The 15,348-nt window shown below is 69.2% G+C and carries 18 protein-coding genes; 2 read left to right on the top strand and 16 right to left on the bottom strand.

The window, feature by feature from the left end; genetic code table 11:
* Positions 1 to 14: 14 nt before the first annotated feature.
* From AB4Z46_RS24450 to AB4Z46_RS24440, 3 genes are read right to left on the bottom strand one after another with little or no spacing between them, the layout of a single operon-like run.
* Positions 15 to 578: a hypothetical protein gene (locus AB4Z46_RS24450; RefSeq protein WP_442286135.1), complete on the bottom strand. Its 564-nt coding sequence runs from the start codon at positions 576 to 578 to the stop codon at positions 15 to 17.
* 44 nt (positions 579 to 622) lie between these two features.
* Positions 623 to 1,018 carry a hypothetical protein gene (locus AB4Z46_RS24445; protein ID WP_442286134.1) on the bottom strand — a complete coding sequence of 132 codons (396 nt, stop codon included), beginning with the start codon at positions 1,016 to 1,018 and terminating at the stop codon, positions 623 to 625.
* Positions 1,019 to 1,028: 10 nt separating this feature from the next.
* On the bottom strand, positions 1,029 to 1,841 hold the full coding sequence (locus AB4Z46_RS24440; protein WP_442286133.1) for a hypothetical protein: 813 nt from the start codon (positions 1,839 to 1,841) through the stop codon (positions 1,029 to 1,031).
* A gap of 253 nt (positions 1,842 to 2,094) precedes the next feature.
* On the opposite strand from AB4Z46_RS24440, the gene AB4Z46_RS24435 reads away from it, so the two are divergent.
* The gene (locus AB4Z46_RS24435) at positions 2,095 to 2,484 is read left to right on the top strand and encodes a hypothetical protein (protein WP_442286132.1); all 390 of its coding nucleotides are present in this window, start codon (positions 2,095 to 2,097) and stop codon (positions 2,482 to 2,484) included.
* Between the two features lie 4 nt (positions 2,485 to 2,488).
* Here the strand turns inward: AB4Z46_RS24435 and AB4Z46_RS24430 are convergent, their stop codons facing one another.
* The 3 genes from AB4Z46_RS24430 to AB4Z46_RS24420 form a co-directional block, all read right to left on the bottom strand.
* Positions 2,489 to 3,367 carry a hypothetical protein gene (locus AB4Z46_RS24430; RefSeq protein ID WP_442286131.1) on the bottom strand — a complete coding sequence of 293 codons (879 nt, stop codon included), beginning with the start codon at positions 3,365 to 3,367 and terminating at the stop codon, positions 2,489 to 2,491.
* A 198-nt stretch (positions 3,368 to 3,565) separates the two neighbouring features.
* Positions 3,566 to 5,011, bottom strand: a complete 1,446-nt coding sequence (locus tag AB4Z46_RS24425; protein WP_442286130.1) for an NAD-dependent succinate-semialdehyde dehydrogenase — start codon at positions 5,009 to 5,011, stop codon at positions 3,566 to 3,568.
* Positions 5,012 to 5,072: 61 nt separating this feature from the next.
* Entirely contained in the window at positions 5,073 to 5,693 is a 621-nt protein-coding gene (locus tag AB4Z46_RS24420) for a hypothetical protein (RefSeq protein WP_442286129.1), read from the bottom strand.
* 274 nt (positions 5,694 to 5,967) lie between these two features.
* On the opposite strand from AB4Z46_RS24420, the gene AB4Z46_RS24415 reads away from it, so the two are divergent.
* The gene (locus tag AB4Z46_RS24415; protein WP_442286128.1) at positions 5,968 to 6,411 is read left to right on the top strand and encodes a glycine zipper 2TM domain-containing protein; all 444 of its coding nucleotides are present in this window, start codon (positions 5,968 to 5,970) and stop codon (positions 6,409 to 6,411) included.
* Positions 6,412 to 6,682: 271 nt separating this feature from the next.
* On the opposite strand, the gene AB4Z46_RS24410 is transcribed toward AB4Z46_RS24415, so the two are convergent.
* From AB4Z46_RS24410 to AB4Z46_RS24365, 10 genes are read right to left on the bottom strand one after another with little or no spacing between them, the layout of a single operon-like run.
* Complete coding sequence (locus tag AB4Z46_RS24410) at positions 6,683 to 7,729, bottom strand: AI-2E family transporter (RefSeq protein ID WP_442286127.1); 1,047 nt, start codon at positions 7,727 to 7,729, stop codon at positions 6,683 to 6,685.
* A gap of 10 nt (positions 7,730 to 7,739) precedes the next feature.
* On the bottom strand, positions 7,740 to 9,191 hold the full coding sequence (locus AB4Z46_RS24405) for an efflux transporter outer membrane subunit (RefSeq protein WP_442286126.1): 1,452 nt from the start codon (positions 9,189 to 9,191) through the stop codon (positions 7,740 to 7,742).
* An 11-nt stretch (positions 9,192 to 9,202) separates the two neighbouring features.
* Complete coding sequence (locus tag AB4Z46_RS24400; RefSeq protein WP_442286125.1) at positions 9,203 to 10,867, bottom strand: proton-conducting transporter transmembrane domain-containing protein; 1,665 nt, start codon at positions 10,865 to 10,867, stop codon at positions 9,203 to 9,205.
* On the bottom strand, positions 10,864 to 12,375 hold the full coding sequence (locus AB4Z46_RS24395) for a complex I subunit 5 family protein (RefSeq protein WP_442286124.1): 1,512 nt from the start codon (positions 12,373 to 12,375) through the stop codon (positions 10,864 to 10,866). The genes AB4Z46_RS24400 and AB4Z46_RS24395 overlap by 4 nt, the downstream gene beginning before the upstream one ends.
* An 18-nt stretch (positions 12,376 to 12,393) precedes the next feature.
* Positions 12,394 to 12,741: an NADH-quinone oxidoreductase subunit K gene (locus tag AB4Z46_RS24390; RefSeq protein WP_442286123.1), complete on the bottom strand. Its 348-nt coding sequence runs from the start codon at positions 12,739 to 12,741 to the stop codon at positions 12,394 to 12,396.
* Complete coding sequence (locus tag AB4Z46_RS24385) at positions 12,738 to 13,682, bottom strand: hydrogenase subunit MbhD domain-containing protein (protein ID WP_442286122.1); 945 nt, start codon at positions 13,680 to 13,682, stop codon at positions 12,738 to 12,740. The genes AB4Z46_RS24390 and AB4Z46_RS24385 overlap by 4 nt, the downstream gene beginning before the upstream one ends.
* The gene (locus AB4Z46_RS24380; RefSeq protein WP_442286121.1) at positions 13,679 to 13,972 is read right to left on the bottom strand and encodes a cation:proton antiporter; all 294 of its coding nucleotides are present in this window, start codon (positions 13,970 to 13,972) and stop codon (positions 13,679 to 13,681) included. Before AB4Z46_RS24380 ends, AB4Z46_RS24385 begins: the two co-directional genes overlap by 4 nt.
* Positions 13,969 to 14,256, bottom strand: a complete 288-nt coding sequence (locus tag AB4Z46_RS24375; RefSeq protein WP_442286120.1) for a monovalent cation/H+ antiporter complex subunit F — start codon at positions 14,254 to 14,256, stop codon at positions 13,969 to 13,971. Before AB4Z46_RS24375 ends, AB4Z46_RS24380 begins: the two co-directional genes overlap by 4 nt.
* Complete coding sequence (locus AB4Z46_RS24370) at positions 14,249 to 14,758, bottom strand: Na+/H+ antiporter subunit E (protein ID WP_442286119.1); 510 nt, start codon at positions 14,756 to 14,758, stop codon at positions 14,249 to 14,251. The genes AB4Z46_RS24375 and AB4Z46_RS24370 overlap by 8 nt, the downstream gene beginning before the upstream one ends.
* Positions 14,755 to 15,330 (bottom strand): hypothetical protein, encoded by a 576-nt coding sequence (locus AB4Z46_RS24365; RefSeq protein WP_442286118.1) that lies wholly within the window; start codon positions 15,328 to 15,330, stop codon positions 14,755 to 14,757. Before AB4Z46_RS24365 ends, AB4Z46_RS24370 begins: the two co-directional genes overlap by 4 nt.
* Positions 15,331 to 15,348 lie beyond the last annotated feature (18 nt).

Raw genomic sequence — 15,348 nt, 5'->3', positions numbered from 1 at the left:
TCGACCTCGCTCCTTCAAAGAGTGGACTGGGGATTCTTCAACCGAAAACCGGTCACCAGCAAGCACAGGCCCACCGCCAGCGCAAAGGCACCGATCAGCAGGCGACGCCCGTCGGCCGTTCCGAAGCCGAACAACAGGCCGATGCCCAACAGCAGCGTGCAGGCGCTCACGATCAGCACCGGCACCACCCCGCCGCGCCGGACCGGCGCACGCCGGCCCGCCAGCCCAAAGATCAGCCCGACCGCACCGAGCGCGATGCAGGCCGTGATGGTGCCGCCGAAGAAGGCGACCGAGCCCAGGATGCGGGCCTCGATGTCCGGGTAGGCAAAGGCCACCGCGCCGATCGCCAGGCGCACCAGGGCATCGACCAGCGCCAGCACGAACAGCCAGTGGAAGCGCGGCGCCTTCGACAGCGCGAAGGCCACTGCCAGCGCGAGAAGCCCGTCGACCAGCGCGAAGGTGCCGTTGCGGCCCAGCATCTGCGCCGTCGACGTCGATGCCGGCGCCAACAGCACGACCAGCGCAAATATCGCGCCGAACGCGCCCCGAAGCAAAAGCAGGACTCGCAGCAAAGGCATGAAAGCTACTCCTTCTTATCCGACGACAGGATTCCGCCCGCGGATCAGCCCTCCGTCCACGGCGCCACCAGTTCCCACGGCGGTGTCTTGGACTTGGTGTTCTTGCAGAAGATGTAGCCGCCCGCGCCGAGCATCGTCTTGTGGCGGTTCTCGATCTGCGCCAGCCGGCACCCGGCGCGGCCCTTCGGGTCCTTGGCCGGCGTGATGCTGCCGCTGTTGGAGGTGGCCGGGTTGTCCCAGCTGACCTTGACGCCGTCCGCACCCGTGTCCAGCGTGGTGTAGATGGTTTTCTTCATCAGGGCCATGTCGGCCTTTCCGAACTTGGTGATCGGTGTGTCGCGCATCGAGTTGTAGATGCTCAACGGGGTGGCCGCCGCCGAGGCCGAGGCGGCCATCGCCACGGCCATCGCCAGCCCTTTCAATGTGTCGCTCGTTCGCATGACTGAATCCTTACTTGGGGAGAACGAAATTGACCTGGAACCGAACGAACCAGTCCGAGGCATTGTCGGGCCGAATCACGTTGTAGCCGGCGCCGACGACGAAGTTCATCGGCACGAAGCCTTCGGGCCGGACCAGCAGCGAGTAGGAAACGCCCAGCGGCACGGTCCAGCGCTGGCTCGATCGCTTCTGCTCCCAGTCCGCAGTGAGGATGCCCACATAGCCGAGCGACTGCTTCGAATCGAGCCGGTAGCTGACGATGGGCTGCAGCGTGAACGCGTTCACGTTCGGCTGGTTGTCGTCGCCCGCGAAGGACCAGACCTGCGTCGCCAGCGCACCGACGGTCCAGGGGCCGGTCTCCTTGAGCGCCACGGCCGCGGGGCCCAGGGACCACTTTCCGGCGCCCAGCCGGTCGTCGGTCGCGGTGCGCATGATCATCGCCGGCCCGACGCCCCAGATCCATCCGCCTTCGCCCGGCGACGGCGCGAAGAAGCCTTCGTAGGTGATGTCGCCGAGACCATCCTTGCGATCCTGGCCCGGCAGCACCGCGGGGTTGGACAGCAGCGGCACGATGGCGCGGTTGATCAGCGACCAGCCGCCGCCGATCTTGATCGGGTAGACCGGCTGGATGTTGAGCGTGTACTGCGGCTTCTCGAACGGCCCGGCGTTGAAGTTGGTGGTCCACTGGAAGGGCAGCGTGACGATGTCGGCGATCGGGTTCGAGAGCTTCTTCTGCAGGTCCGAATCGACCTGCGCCCAGGCCCCGCAGGCCGCGAACGATGCCGCCGCCATGGCAACCCGGAGCGGGCGCTTCGCGATCGTCATTGGGTGTCCTCATGAAGGCCGGCATTGCACTGTGGGCGACGAACCGATCTTGGGTGCGGCCGCTGAAGCTGCAAATTGGCCCAACGGGCAAGCCCGGTTGCCCTTTCGGGCAATCCGGGCTTTTCGCCGAGATTTCAATTCATGCGGGCACTCTGTGCAACAGCGCACATTGCCGATAAGACAAGAGGCCGGCGCCGCCGTACCATGAAGATCGAGCGTGAGACAGATGCATTTCCAGTCAGCAGGGGGACACATGAAAACACAACAACTCGCATTCGCAGCATTGCTGGCAGCCGCCGTCATCGGCATGCCCCTGGCGGCAAGCGCCCAGCAGGCCGCAGACGCCGCCGTGCCGATTTCCGGCGAGCAGCAGGAGGCGGACTATCGCGTGATTGCCGCGCGCTGCGGCTCGCCGGCTTTCGAGAAGGCCTTCTACAAGCAGTCCAGGGCGGTGGTCGCCGCCGGACTGGTCACCAAGCACCGCGACCCGGTACAGGTCGAGAAGACCGTCACGGCGCTGCGACGCAGCCCCTTCGTGCTGGTCGCGACCCAGGCGGACTGCGCCGCCGAACTCAAGCGGCTGGCGGAACTGCAGAAGAGCCGCGCCGAGATGCTCAGGACCGGGCGCGGACAAAGAAAATGATCCCCTACTGGGTCTTCAGGCGCTTGTATTCGTTGCGCTTCATGTCGAGGTAGTCGCTGCGGTCCACCTCGTGCAGCTGGCGCGCATAGCGCTCGGTGCTGTCGAACCATTGCGCCAGGCGCTTCTGCAGCTGGGCCTCGGCCGGCGCGTCGAGGTAGGAGTCGATCGCCAGGTAGTAGCGCATGGTGTTGCGCTCCACCACCCCGCGCACGCCACCCACCAGTTCCGGCTGACCCGATCCGTCCTTGTCCTTCGTGCTGAAGCCGACCTTGTCGCTGCCGATCGTCGCGAGGTAGCCCTGCATCGCCATCCGCGCCGCCGTGCCGTAGGCATAGGCGTAGGCCATGTGGATGAACGTCTTGCCGTTGGGCAGGGGCGTGGCCTCGAACTCGATGCGGTAGTCGCGGGTCGACAGCGGCCCCTTGTCGGCGCTCAGGCGCACGCTGAGGTAGTCCGCGGACACGGTCGCGGGTTGCCAGACGAAGTCGATGCGCTGCGCATCCGACAGCGGCTGGTCGAACTTTCGACCGACCGAGACCGCCAGGGTGGTCGCTGCCCCGCCCCCGCGCACGGCGCAGTACTTGGTATTCAGATGCAGCATCAGCACATCGCACCACACCGCCGGCTTGCTGAGCGAGGCACTGACCTGCTCGAAGGGATGGTCGACGAGCGCGAAGATGTCGCCGCTCAACTGGCCCGAGGCCTCGCTCGATTCGAGCACCAGCGGCCGCCCGAACGCGTTCTTGTCGAACTGCGACTGGACGGCGTTGAACTTGGCCTGCAGCGCCGCGGCGCTGCCGAGCTGCTGCGCCCAGGCCGCGACCGGCAGGAGCAGCAACAGGCAAAGACACAGACCCACCCGGCGAAGCAACGCGTTTTGCATGATGCCCGCCATTGTGTTCCCGTCCGACCCGGAAGCAAATGCCGCTCGTCAACGTGGCCAACGCGGGGTCGGCACCCGGCCGGCGCAGCCAGGCCCGTTGGTGAAACACCGCGGAACCGGCTCCGCCGGGCCGCTGGTGTTGCCCCCGGTAGGGGGTGGGCGCCCGGACACGAAGTGCCGGGCAACCTGGGGGCGAGCCTATACAGCCATGATGGAAACGGCTTTGGTGTTCAGGTAGTTTTCCATCGCCTCCGGTCCGCCCTCGGACCCGTAGCCGGAATCCTTGATGCCGCCGAAAGGCATTTCGGGCGAAGGCGCGGCCGGCTGGTTGATCCACAGCATCCCGACTTCCATGCGCTGCGACAACAGGTGCGCGTTCTTGATCGACTGCGTGAAGGCGTAGCCGGCCAGTCCGAAAGGCAGGCGGTTGGCCTCGGTGATCGCCTCGTCGAGCGAGTCGAAGCCGCGGATGGCCGCGATCGGGCCGAAGGGCTCGTTGTTGAAGACGTCGGCCTCGAGCGAGACATCGGTCAGCACCGTCGGCGCGAAGAAATTGCCGCTGCTGCCCACGCGCTCGCCGCCGGTCGCGACCTTGGCGCCGGTGGCGCGGGCGTCTTCGAGTACCTTGGCCATGGCGCCCAGGCGGCGCGCATTGGCCAACGGGCCGAGCGTCGTGCCCTCTGCCAGGCCGTCACCGAGCTTGAGGCTTTCGGCATGCTTGACCATGGCTTGCGCGAAGGCCTGCTTGATGCTGTTGTGCACCAGGAAGCGGGTCGGCGAGATGCAGACCTGCCCGGCATTGCGGAACTTGGCGCCGCCCGAGGCCTTCACGGCCAGTTCGACGTCGGCGTCGGCCGCCACGATCACCGGGGCATGGCCGCCGAGCTCCATGGTGGCGCGCTTCATGTGCAGGCCGGCCAGGGCCGCAAGCTGCTTGCCCACCGGGGTCGACCCCGTGAAGGTGACCTTGCGGATGATCGGATGCGGGATCAGGTAGCTCGAGATTTCGGCCGGATCGCCGAACACCAGGCCGATCACGCCCTTGGGCACGCCGGCATCGACGAAAGCCTGCAGCAGCGCGGCCGGCGAGGCCGGCGTTTCTTCCGGTGCCTTGACCAGGAAGGAGCAGCCGCTGGCCAATGCCGCACCGAGCTTGCGCACGATCTGGTTGATCGGGAAGTTCCAGGGCGTGAAAGCCGCCACGGGGCCCAGCGGCTCTTTCATCACCAGCTGTTGCGCCGCCAGGTTGCGTGAAGGCACGATGCGGCCATAGACGCGGCGGCCTTCGTCGGCGAACCATTCGATGATGTCGGCACCGGCGAGCACCTCGCCACGGGCCTCGACGAAAGGCTTGCCCTGCTCCTGCGTGAGGATGCGGGCGATCTCGGGCGCGCGCTCGCGCACCAGCGCGGCGGCGCGGCGCATGGTGACGGCGCGTTCGTTGGCCGGGATCCGGCGCCAGACCTCGAAGCCGCGCTGGGCGGCGTCGAGGGCGCGGTCGAGGTCGGCGATCGCCGCGAAGGCGACCTTGCCGATCGGCTTGCCGGTGGCCGGGTTGATCACGTCCTGGGTCTTGCCGCTTGCGGCGTCACACCATTCGCCATCGATCAGCAGGCGGGTGTCGGGGTAGCTGGGGGTGGTCATGCAGAGTCCTTGAATTGCGAGGCCGCCTGGAGGCAGGGGGGCGGCCGCCAATCCTACCTAACTAACTCGGCGGGCGCCGGGATCGCAGCGCCGGGCTGTTGGCGCGCACCCAGTAGAACTGCTTTGCCGCGGGTGCCGGCTCGACCCGCAGCCGCCGCACCGGATGGGCGCCGACGAGGCCGTCGACCGAGCAATAGAGCGGCTGGCCCTCGGGGAGGCTGCGATGGACGTCGAGCATCGATCGCAGCGAAATGGCGCAGCTGCTGCGCCCGGTCTCGACCGAGCGCATGAAGAAGCGCTCGCGGGTCGCGACCAATTGGCTGCGGGAGGTCGAATCGTCACCGGCGCCGGCCATCCGGCCCCCTGTCCATGCCGCCTCGACGTCGAAGGCCAGCATCACCGCATCGGGCGTGTCGATGCCCTTGAGGGATCCGCTCTGGGCGGCGGCCAGCCAGCCCAGCAACTGCGGCGTGAGTTCGAAGCAGACCGAATCGGGGGCCGCGCCGGGACGTCCGGGCACGTCGACGAAGACGCTCCTGCAACTGCGGCGCGCGCTCTCGATCCGCCGCGCCTGTTGCCCACGCCGCTTCGCGCGCACATGGGCAACGGCCGCGAACCCGGCCACTGGCGCGGCAACGGCGAGAACCTTGAAGGCATCGTAGCCATAGCCGGTCAAGGTCATCCCCGCCCCTTCGGGCGCGTGCCACGGCTGTCGTCCACCGACCTGAGATTCACGCTGGCTCCTCGTCGCGACCTGCCGCCCCGTCCGACACGGCGGGTGGCATGCGCTGACCGTATATCGGCGGCGAAGCGGAAAACTTGAGGGGTTCCCGGCGTTGCGCGGGCGTGACGCCGGCTTCCATTTCAGTGCCGATACGCTCGGCTGAAGCAGGTTCACGGTATTCTGAAAGCGGTGTTTATTCGACACTGCAACAACCCCGTTTAGGAGGAACTTCATGGCAGCAAGGCTTTTCTACCGCGTCGCGGCGTTCGCGATGGCGCTGGTGCTCACCGCTTGCGCGGCGCCCGGCTCGCAGCCAGGATCGATGACGATCCGGCAGGGCAAGATCGAGCAGATCACGCCGACGCAGATCGCGAGTTCGCACCACACCGGCGTCGGTGCGGTGCTCGGCGGCCTGACTGGCCTCGGCATCGGCAGCCTGATCGGCGGCGGCACCGGCCGCGATGTCGCGATGGTGGTGGGTGCGATCGGCGGCACGATGGCCGGCAGCGAAGTCGCCAGGCGCTACGACTCGCCGGTGGCGGGGCAGGAGATCTTCGTTCGCACCGACAGCGGCGTGCTGGTCGAGGTGACCCAGCCCGTCACGCCGGGCCTGCGCGTCGGCCAGCGCGTATTCATCCAGGGCAACGGCGAAGCCGCACGCGTCGTACCGCAATAGGCTCGCCCCCCAGGTTGGGCTCACTTCGTGTAGCCCGCCCACCCCCCTGACCGGGGGGCGACACCGGCGGCCCGGCGGAGCCGGTTCCGCGGTGTCTCACCAACGGGCCTGGCTGCGCCGGCCAATCAATCACCACGCTGTGTCTATCTTCGGCTGCGCGTAGCGCGCCTGTTCGGGGGCAGCCGCGGAACCGGCTTCGCCGGGCCGCGGGCTGCGCCCCCGGAAGGGGGTGGGCGTCCCGACACGAAGTGCGGGACAACCTGGGGGAGAGCTACGGCTTTCCGTTTTGGGAGAGCAGGATGGCGATGGGGCGGGTGCCGGGGAACTCCGAGAAGATGATGGTCATCATGGCGGTGATCGGGACCGCCAGGAAGGCGCCGGGCACGCCCCACAGGGCCACCCAGACGGCCAGGCTCACGAGGATCGCGAACGGGCTCAGGTTGAGCGAGTTCCCCATGATGTAGGGGTCCAGGAAGTTGCCGATCAGGAACTGGACCACGGCCAGCATCGTCATGATCTGGATGGCCTCGCCAGCGCCGCCGAACTGGGCCACGGCCATCAGCCCCGGCAGCACCACGCTCAGGAACGAGCCGATGTACGGCACATAGTTCAGCAAGGCGATCATCACCGCCCAGAAGCCGGCGAACTCAAGGCCGGCCATGCGCATGATCACGTAGCTCAGCGCGCCGAGCAGCACGCCGAGGAAGGTCTTGAGCGCCAGATACGTGCCCACCCGGGAATTGATGTCGGCGATGACCTGCTTGATGCGCTGCGCATGCTGGGGGCTGCGCGCGATGGCGGAGATCTTCATGTCGAGACGGCCGCGCTCGACCAGCAGGAAGCAGGCATACAGCGCGACCACGATCACGGTGGCGAACAGCGACGACAGCGACGACAGCGCCGAGCCGACCACCCGCTGCAGGCTCACCTGCGCCAGCAGGTCGCGCCGGAGCGTGGTCCATGTCGGCTCCGCCTCGACGCGCATCAGCACCGCCACCCGCTGTACGGCCGCCAGCAGCGACTCCTGGTAGCGCGGCGCCATCGCGATCACGCTGTCCTTGTTGGCGAGGATGGTGTAGACCACCATGCCAAGGCCGAGCGCGATGATCAGCACCGACAGGATCGAGATCACCAGCTGCGGCAAGGCCGGCCCCAGCAGCGGCACCCTGCCGATCAGGCGCGCCAGGCCGAGGATCACGTAGACCACGAAGACGCTGAACATGATCGGCACGAACACGTTGCGCCCGATGTAGAACACCCAGCCGATCATCAGCGCGATCGCGGTGCCGTAGACCAGCGTCTGGAATCGTTCGTTCATGCCGATCCCGTCAGCGCGTGCGCCGGTTCGCCATGTCGACCGGTCGCGCCGTCTGCGAGTCCGCGACATCCACCCAGCCGCCGCCCATCGCCTGGTACACGCCGATCGCCTGCGTATAGCGGTTGGCCTGCAAGGTCACGAAGGCCAGTTCGGCCGCGAACAGTTCGTTGTCGGCCACCAGCACCTCGAGATAGCCGACCAGGCCGTTCTCGAACTTGAGCCTGGACAGCCGCGCGAATTCGCGCAGCGCCTTGACGCGCCCGCGCTGGAACTCGACCCCTTCGATGCTCTTCTGTGTGCCGATCAGCGCGTTGTTGGTGTCGCGGAAGGCGCCCAGGACGGTCTGCTGGTAGACCAGCTCGGCCTGCGCCTTCTGCGCCTCGGCCGACCGGACCTGCCCTTCGATGGCGCCGAAGGTGAAGATCGGACCGGTGAGGCCCGCGACCACCGACCACGCGGTGGCCGGACCGGTCATGAAGTTGCTGAAGGAAGTGCTGGTGGAACCCAGGGCTCCGGTCAGGGAGAGGCTAGGGTAATAGAGAGAGCGAGCGACACCGATGCTGGCATTCGCGGCCACCAGGTTCTGCTCGGCCGCCAGGATGTCCGGACGCCGCTGCAACAGGTCGGAGGGCAGGCCGGCCGGGATCAGCGGCGCCACCAGTTCGTCGATGGTCCGCCCGCGCGGGATCGGCGCCGGATCGCGGCCCAGCAGGATCGAGATCTGGTTCTCCAGCGTCGCGATCTGCTGCTCGAAGGTGGGGATCGCGGTGAGCGCCTGCTGGTACTGGGAGCGCACCTGCATCACCTCGGTCTGCGACACGAGGCCGGACTTGAAGCGCAGGTCGAAGATGCGCGCGGTCTCGCCGAAGTTGGCGGCGGTGGACTTCGCGATCTCCAACTGGCGGTCCAGTGCGCGCAGCGCGACATAGCTGGTCGCCACGCCGGTGACGAGCGTGAGCACGACGCCGCGCTGGCCCTGTTCGCTGGCATAGACCTGGGCCTGGGCGGCCTCGCTCATGCGTCGCACGCGGCCGAAGAGGTCGATCTGCCAGGTCGCGTTCAGGCTCGCCTGGTAGAGCGAGAAGTAGTTGCTGACGGGCTCCGGGATCGGGGGCTGGCCTTCGCGGCTGGCCCGCGTGCGGGCTGCCCCGGCGCCATAGCCCAGCTGCGGATAGGCCTGCGAATCGGTGGTGGTCAGGGCGCCGAGGAACTGATCGATGCGTGCCGCCGCGACGCGGACGTCCAGGTTGTCGCGCAGCGCCGTCTCGATCAGCTGGTTGAGGACCGGGTCGCCGAACTGCTCCCACCATTTCGTGTTGGCGACCTCGGCCGCCTTCGGGTAATCGATCCGCCATGCGGTCGGTGACTGCACCGACGGCCGCACGAAGTCCGGCCCGACGGTACAACCCGCAAGTCCGACCAGGACCGCAGCGCAAACCGCTGCAAGCGTTAACTTCCTCATCTCGTTCTCCTTCAGCCGAGCGCCATCAGCGCGTAGCCGAACAGCAGTGACACTACCAGCAATGCGATGCTCGCCACGGCCCAGCGCCGCGCGAAAGTGTCGATCGTTTCAAATGCACGGCCCGCCGCCGTGACGCCGCCGGCGAGCCGACCCAGCGCGACGCCGACATCGCCCGCCGGAATGCGCGGCAGGTGTCGGCCGAGGCTGTCCAGGCCGAGCGCGATGGCGCCGCCGATCAGAACCGGCCACAGGGCCGCCCACAACGCGGACGGCGCCAGCGCCTCGGGCAGCGCGCCGAGCGGCAGCGCCAGGCACAGCGCCCACGGCAGCGCCACCGAGGCCAGCGCCATCGCCAGCCAGGCCCCGGCCAGCACGGCCGGCGCGCGGGCGCCCGGGTCGGCGGCGGTGTCCGCGCTCAGCCGCCGCAGGAAATGGACCATCAGCAGCGTGGTGGCGATCGACGACACCACCGCCACGGTGGCGGCCAGGCCGCTGCCCATGAGGTCCTTGGCCGCGTACTTGGCCAGCGCGCCACCGGTCAGCGGCAGGCCGCCGAGCCCCAGCGCGATCACCGCGGCCGGCAGCAGCATCGGCCACAGGTGCCGGCGGCCGGTGAGCATGACCACGCCGACGGCAAGGAACAGCGCGCCCTTCACGAGCAGGTGGTGCGCGGCATAGAAGGCGGCGGCCAGCGCGGTGCCCGGGTCTCCGGCGGCCAGGCCCAGTCCGATCACCGCCGCCAGGAAGCCCATCTGGCTCACGCTGGAGTAGGCAAGAATCAGCTTGGGCTGGGTTTGCGTGATGCCGATCGCGACCCCGTAGAGGGCGCCGAAGAGGCCGACGGCCGCCAGCGGCAGGCCGAAATCCGGCAGCGCGACGTCGAGCGGCAGGAAACGGATCAAGGCGATGATGCTGGCCTTGACCACCGCGCCGCTCATTACCGCGGCGGCCGGGATCGGCGCCGCGCCGTAGGCGAACGGCATCCAGAAATGCAGCGGCACCAGGCCGGCCTTCATGCCGAGGCCGACGATCAAGAGCAGCAGCGTGAGATCGCGCCAGGGCGAGCCGGGCAGCGCCGCCGCGGCGTCGCGGATCAGCAGGCTGCCATCCGGCGTGGCCTGCGCGAGCAGCAGCAATCCGGCGAGCAGGAAGGCCTCGGCCAGCAGGGCGAGCCCGAGATAGAGGGCGCCGGCGCGCCAGGCCTCCGGCCCTTCGCCCTGAAGCACGAGGCCGCTGGCGCCGACGCTCAGCACCGCGAGCAGGAAATAGAAGCCGATCAGGTCGGCCGCCAGGAAGACGCCGACACAGCCGGTCAGCGTCATCAGCCAGCAGACGATGAAGCCATCGCGGTCGGGCCGGTCGCGCAGCCAGCGCGCGGCATAGGCGCCCGCGAAGATCCACAGCAGCGACGCGACGCCGAGCAGCATCGCCCCCGGCACATCGAGCGCGAAGGTCAATTCGAAGAAGGCGTTGCCCAGCACCAGCTCGGGCTCGCCGCCGGCCAGGAAGGCCGCCGCCAGGGCCGGCACCGGCGCCAGCACGAACAGCGCCGGCAGGCGCCGCCGCAGCCGCGGGAACACGCATGCGAGCAGCAACAGCAGCGGCACGCCGAGCGCCAGCGGCAGCAGCACCGGCACCTCGAACACGACGGCGGCAAGCGTGACGGACCCGATCATCGCGCCCCCATCGACAGCAGGCCCGTGCGGCCGATCTGAACCACGTCCACCGGCAGCAGCGCCACCACGCCGAGCAGGAACGAGCACAGCGCGAGCGCCAGCACAGCCCCCTGCTGGTAGCGCGGAACGCGCGCCTTCGGCACCCAACCGAGCGCGGCCGGCGCCATCGAGCGCACCACCACCATGAACACGTAGGCGCTGGTGAGCAGGCCACCCACCAGCATCACGGCCACCCACCACCACTGGGCGGTGGCGATCGCGGCCGACAGCAGCAGCCACTTGGCGAGGAAGCCGCCCGAGGGCGGCAGCCCGATCAGCGACGCGCCCGCCAGCGCGAAGGCCGCCATGGTCATCGGCAGGGCCCGTCCGGCGCCGCGCAGGTCGGCCACGCGGTCATGGCCGAGCGTGCTGTAGATGAGGCCGGCCGCCATGAACATCGCCGCCTTGGCGGTCGCGTGGGAGATCGCCTGCAGCAAGCCGCCGGTGACCGCGATGCCACTGTCGAGCCGTGCGGCGTCGAGTCCCGCGACCAGCGGGAACATCAGGAAGAGGTAGCCGATCTGGGCCACGGTCGAGTAGGCGATCAGCAGCTTCAGGCGGGCCTGGCGCAAGGCCACGACGTTGCCCACCAGGATCGCCGAGGCGCCCAGCGCCGCGAGCAGCTGCGCCGAGGGCAGCGTCACGACGCCGGCGAAGACGTCGACCCACAAGCGCACCACCAGGAACCAGGCGCCCTTGATCACCAGCGCGGACAACAGCGCGCTGGCCGCCGCCGGGGCGCCGGCGTGCGCGGGCGGCAGCCACAGGTGGAGCGGGAAGAGCGCGGTCTTGGCCAGCAGCCCGGCGGTCATCAGCGCAGCGGCGGCCCATGCCACGGGTTCGGGCCCGACGCGTTGCGCCAGCAGCGCGATGTCCAGCGTGCCGTAGGCGCCGTACAACAGGAAGGCGCCGAGCAGATAGAACATGGAGCCGACCAGCGCATACAGCAGGTAGCGCAGCGCCGCCTGCAGCGTCTCGCCGCGGCCGTCGAGGCTGACCAGCGGCACGCCCGCAAAGGTCAGCAGTTCGAGTGCGACGTACAGGGTGAAGACGTCGCCGCTCACGAACACCAGGTTGAGCGAGCCCCAGACCGCGAGCAGCAGCAGCCAGAAAGTCAGCGGCCCGCGTTTCTCGCGCAGCTCGGCGGGCGTGCCGAAATCGCCGTTGGCGTAGACGCCGATCCCGCAGACCACGAGCATGACGGCCAGCATCATGCAGACCGACAGCCCGTCGGCCCGCAGGGTGACGCCGAGCGGCGGCGCCCAGCCGCCGAGCAGGTAGACCAGCGCGTCGCCCGAGACCCAGAGCCGGTGCGCGATCGCCAGCACGAGCCCGATGCCGAGCACGATGGTGGCCCAGGCCACCTGCTGTGCGCGCCGGCCGCCGAGCACGAAGCCGAGCATCACGCCGGCAAACGGAAGCAGCACGGCCAGCACAAGCAGCAGGCCGCCGGGTGTCGTCAGATCCACGGGCACGGAATGCGGCACTTAAGAAACCTCGCCACCGACAGCATCCGGCTTCGGCGCGTCGCCCGCCGCGGACAGCGAACTGGACCCGGTCTCCTCGAACAGCCTCAGCACCAGCGCGACCGCCAGCGCGGAGGCCGCGAAAGCCACCACCAGGGCGGTGATCAGCAGCGCCTGCGGCACCGGGTCTCCGCCCATTCCCGCGCCCGCGCCGCGGCGCGCGATCACCGCGCAGACCAGGAAGATGCCGTTGCCCATCACGTTGAAAGCCATGATCTTGCGCAACGGGTGCGGGCTCGTGATCAGGCCATAGAGCCCCAGGCCGACCAGCACGGCGGCGCACAGTCCGAGCAGGGTCGGCGTGTTCATTGTCCCGAATCCGTTCGTCGCGGCGGCCCGGCCAGCAGCAAGGCCAGGGTGACTGCCAGCGAGGGCAGCAGCGCCGCCTCGACGACAACGATCAAGGGCTTGGCGATCGCTTCGGGAAGGCCCAGGAAGGCACCTGCGATGCCCACGCCCAGCAGGCCGATCGCAACGAACACCGCCGGCCCCCCGACCAGTGCGACCCGGACCCAGGTCCGGTTCACGGCGGGCGCATCGGAGAGGCCTGCCAGCATGACCAGCAGCCACATCGCCGCCAGCACCGTGGCGCCCTGGAACTTGCCGCCCGGATGGTCGGCGCCGACCCAGAGGATGTAGACGCCCACGACGATCCCGATCGGCGGCAGCACGCGCGCGAAATAGCCCAGAATGCCGTTCGGATCCTCCGTCGGCTGCGGTCCCGGCCGCCCGCCCCAGAAGCGGTCGGGCGCCAGCGACCAGATGCCGATCAAGCCGAGCAGAAGCACGATGGCCTCGAGCAGCGTGTCCATCGCGCGGAAGGACATCAGCACCGCGGTGATCGGATTGCCGACGCCGGTGGCGGCGATGTTCTGCGCCACCGCCGGCGCCAGGGTCGGGGCCGGATCGGGCAGCAGCAGCACGCAAGCGCCGATGGCGGCAGCGACGGCGGCCGACACAATGGCGGCCAGCACCCGCGTCAGCGCGCCCGGCCGCTCGGCCCAGGCCGGCGCCTCGGTCGAACGCAGACGCGCCGCCGCGGCGATCAGCAACACGCCGGTCAGGCCGGCACCGATCGCCGCCTCGGTCATCGCGACGTCGACCGCCCGCAACTGCAGCCAGGCCAGCGTGAGCAGCAGGCCGTAGGGCACGAAGCCGGCCACGGCGGCGAAGGTGTCGCGCGCGACCAGGGTCCAGACGGCGAGCGCCATCAGCAGCGCCACGAGGGCGATGGTCAGCGTCTCGGTCATGGCTTGGGCCCGCCGCGCCGCACCGCGCGCGCAATGAGTTGCGACACCGTCGCCGAGGCCAGCAGCACCATCAGCCAGACCAGGATCAGCTTGAGGCCGGCCAGCACGCCGTCCATCTGCGGCAGCAGGCCCAGCACCACCAGGCCGAGCCCGAGGTTGTCGGCCTTGGTCAGCGCATGCAGCCGCGTGAAGGTGTCGGGGAAGCGCAGCAGCCCGACGGTGCCCGCGATGAAGAAGAACGCGCCCGCGACCACGGCGACGATCGTGAAGATGTCGGCGATGGTTTTCATGGCCGCTCCTCGGATTCGGCCTGGCCGGGCGCCGAGTGCGCGCCGGCCTTGACGAAGGCGATGGCGGCGAAGGCCGCCAGCACCGCCAGGATCAGCGCCAGGTCGACCACGGCCGCCGCGCCGATCGCGGCGCCCAGCAGCAGCAGGGCCGCGATGCCGGCGGTGCCGAACAGCTGCACCGACATCATGCGATCGACGTCGTCGGGCCCGCGCAGGATGCACACCAGGCCCACCGCGACCGTCAACAACACGAAGGCCGAGGCGCCGAGCAGGAACTCAGTCATGGCGCTCCCCCGCGACCAGCGCCTTCTGCAGGCGCCGCTCTTCGGCCGCCATCTGCTCGGCGACCGGCTCGCCGATGTCCAGGCAGTGATAGACCATGCTGTCCTCCGAATCGCCGACCGGCACCGAGCCCGGCAGCAGGCTGGTGATCGAAGCGAACTCGTTGCGCGCCAGGCCGGGGCGGAACCCGACCCGATAGACGATGAAGCCGGGACGCAGCGGCATCCGCGGGGACATCGCGCGGCGCGCGACATCGACGCCCGCCAGCACCGACTGCCAGAGGAAATGCGGCAGGAAGCCGAGCAGCGCGCCGAGGCGCAGATGCCCCGCCTCGGGCGGCAGCAGGCGCAGGCTGGCGAAGGTTCCGGCGGCCACCGCGACCAGGCCCACCGCCAGATCGGCGGGCTTGGCACTGGGCATCAGCAGCAGCCAGAGCAGGAGCAGCAGCGCCCCGCGATACAGCGCCGTGGCGAGCCGCGAGGGCGGGGTCGAAGCGGGCTTCATCGGGTCGTTCCCGCGCCACTGCCGGCGCAGACCAGGCGGACGTCGAGTTCGCTCAGGCGCTCGTAGAGCCGGGCCTCGGCGCGCACCGGCCACCAGTCGTAGAGGAAGATCTCCATCGGCCGCCACAGCGCGACCCAGGCGCCGATCACCAGGCTGTCGTGGATCAGCGTCGCATAGCGCCCCTTGCTCACGAAGCTGGCGATCGACTCGCCGACGATGGTGGCCGTGCCGACGAACAGCACGCCGATCAGGAGGCTGATGCGGCCGGTGYGGAACATCTTGCGCAAGCCGCGCCAGGTGGTCAGCGCGCGCTGGCGGAAGTACTCGTCGACGGCCTCCTCCAGCATCGCGGCATCGGCCGGCGTGACGCTCTCGGCATCGACCTGCACGACCAGCTCCAGCGGCCGGCCGGCCGGGGCCTCCTGCGCCCATTCGACGATGTAGGCCTGCGCCTTGGGATCGAGGTCGCGTTGGCGGAAAGGCGCCGGGTCCATCGAGTTGAACAGCTGCCTCAGTTCGGCCACGTGCAGGTCAAGCACCACGGGCTCGAGAGGTGTTGCGGCTACCTGCATGGGGATCGATCGATGCGC

Origin of the sequence: Variovorax sp. M-6 (assembly GCF_052114385.1) — a bacterium.
In the GTDB taxonomy this organism is placed as follows: domain Bacteria; phylum Pseudomonadota; class Gammaproteobacteria; order Burkholderiales; family Burkholderiaceae_C; genus Variovorax.
Note: the sequence above shows the minus strand (reverse complement) of the source record. Positions and strands in the feature narration are given on the sequence as shown.

What these genes read in the sequence shown, in the direction of transcription:
- AB4Z46_RS24450 (WP_442286135.1), bottom strand. Translation starts at nt 578, where the DNA reads ATGCCTTTGCTGCGAGTCCTGCTTTTGCTTCGGGGCGCGTTCGGCGCG.
- AB4Z46_RS24445 (WP_442286134.1), bottom strand. Translation starts at nt 1,018, where the DNA reads ATGCGAACGAGCGACACATTGAAAGGGCTGGCGATGGCCGTGGCGATG.
- AB4Z46_RS24440 (WP_442286133.1), bottom strand. Translation starts at nt 1,841, where the DNA reads ATGACGATCGCGAAGCGCCCGCTCCGGGTTGCCATGGCGGCGGCATCG.
- AB4Z46_RS24435 (WP_442286132.1), top strand. Translation starts at nt 2,095, where the DNA reads ATGAAAACACAACAACTCGCATTCGCAGCATTGCTGGCAGCCGCCGTC.
- AB4Z46_RS24430 (WP_442286131.1), bottom strand. Translation starts at nt 3,367, where the DNA reads ATGCAAAACGCGTTGCTTCGCCGGGTGGGTCTGTGTCTTTGCCTGTTG.
- AB4Z46_RS24425 (WP_442286130.1), bottom strand. Translation starts at nt 5,011, where the DNA reads ATGACCACCCCCAGCTACCCCGACACCCGCCTGCTGATCGATGGCGAA.
- AB4Z46_RS24420 (WP_442286129.1), bottom strand. Translation starts at nt 5,693, where the DNA reads ATGACCTTGACCGGCTATGGCTACGATGCCTTCAAGGTTCTCGCCGTT.
- AB4Z46_RS24415 (WP_442286128.1), top strand. Translation starts at nt 5,968, where the DNA reads ATGGCAGCAAGGCTTTTCTACCGCGTCGCGGCGTTCGCGATGGCGCTG.
- AB4Z46_RS24410 (WP_442286127.1), bottom strand. Translation starts at nt 7,729, where the DNA reads ATGAACGAACGATTCCAGACGCTGGTCTACGGCACCGCGATCGCGCTG.
- AB4Z46_RS24405 (WP_442286126.1), bottom strand. Translation starts at nt 9,191, where the DNA reads ATGAGGAAGTTAACGCTTGCAGCGGTTTGCGCTGCGGTCCTGGTCGGA.
- AB4Z46_RS24400 (WP_442286125.1), bottom strand. Translation starts at nt 10,867, where the DNA reads ATGATCGGGTCCGTCACGCTTGCCGCCGTCGTGTTCGAGGTGCCGGTG.
- AB4Z46_RS24390 (WP_442286123.1), bottom strand. Translation starts at nt 12,741, where the DNA reads ATGAACACGCCGACCCTGCTCGGACTGTGCGCCGCCGTGCTGGTCGGC.
- AB4Z46_RS24385 (WP_442286122.1), bottom strand. Translation starts at nt 13,682, where the DNA reads ATGACCGAGACGCTGACCATCGCCCTCGTGGCGCTGCTGATGGCGCTC.
- AB4Z46_RS24380 (WP_442286121.1), bottom strand. Translation starts at nt 13,972, where the DNA reads ATGAAAACCATCGCCGACATCTTCACGATCGTCGCCGTGGTCGCGGGC.
- AB4Z46_RS24375 (WP_442286120.1), bottom strand. Translation starts at nt 14,256, where the DNA reads ATGACTGAGTTCCTGCTCGGCGCCTCGGCCTTCGTGTTGTTGACGGTC.
- AB4Z46_RS24370 (WP_442286119.1), bottom strand. Translation starts at nt 14,758, where the DNA reads ATGAAGCCCGCTTCGACCCCGCCCTCGCGGCTCGCCACGGCGCTGTAT.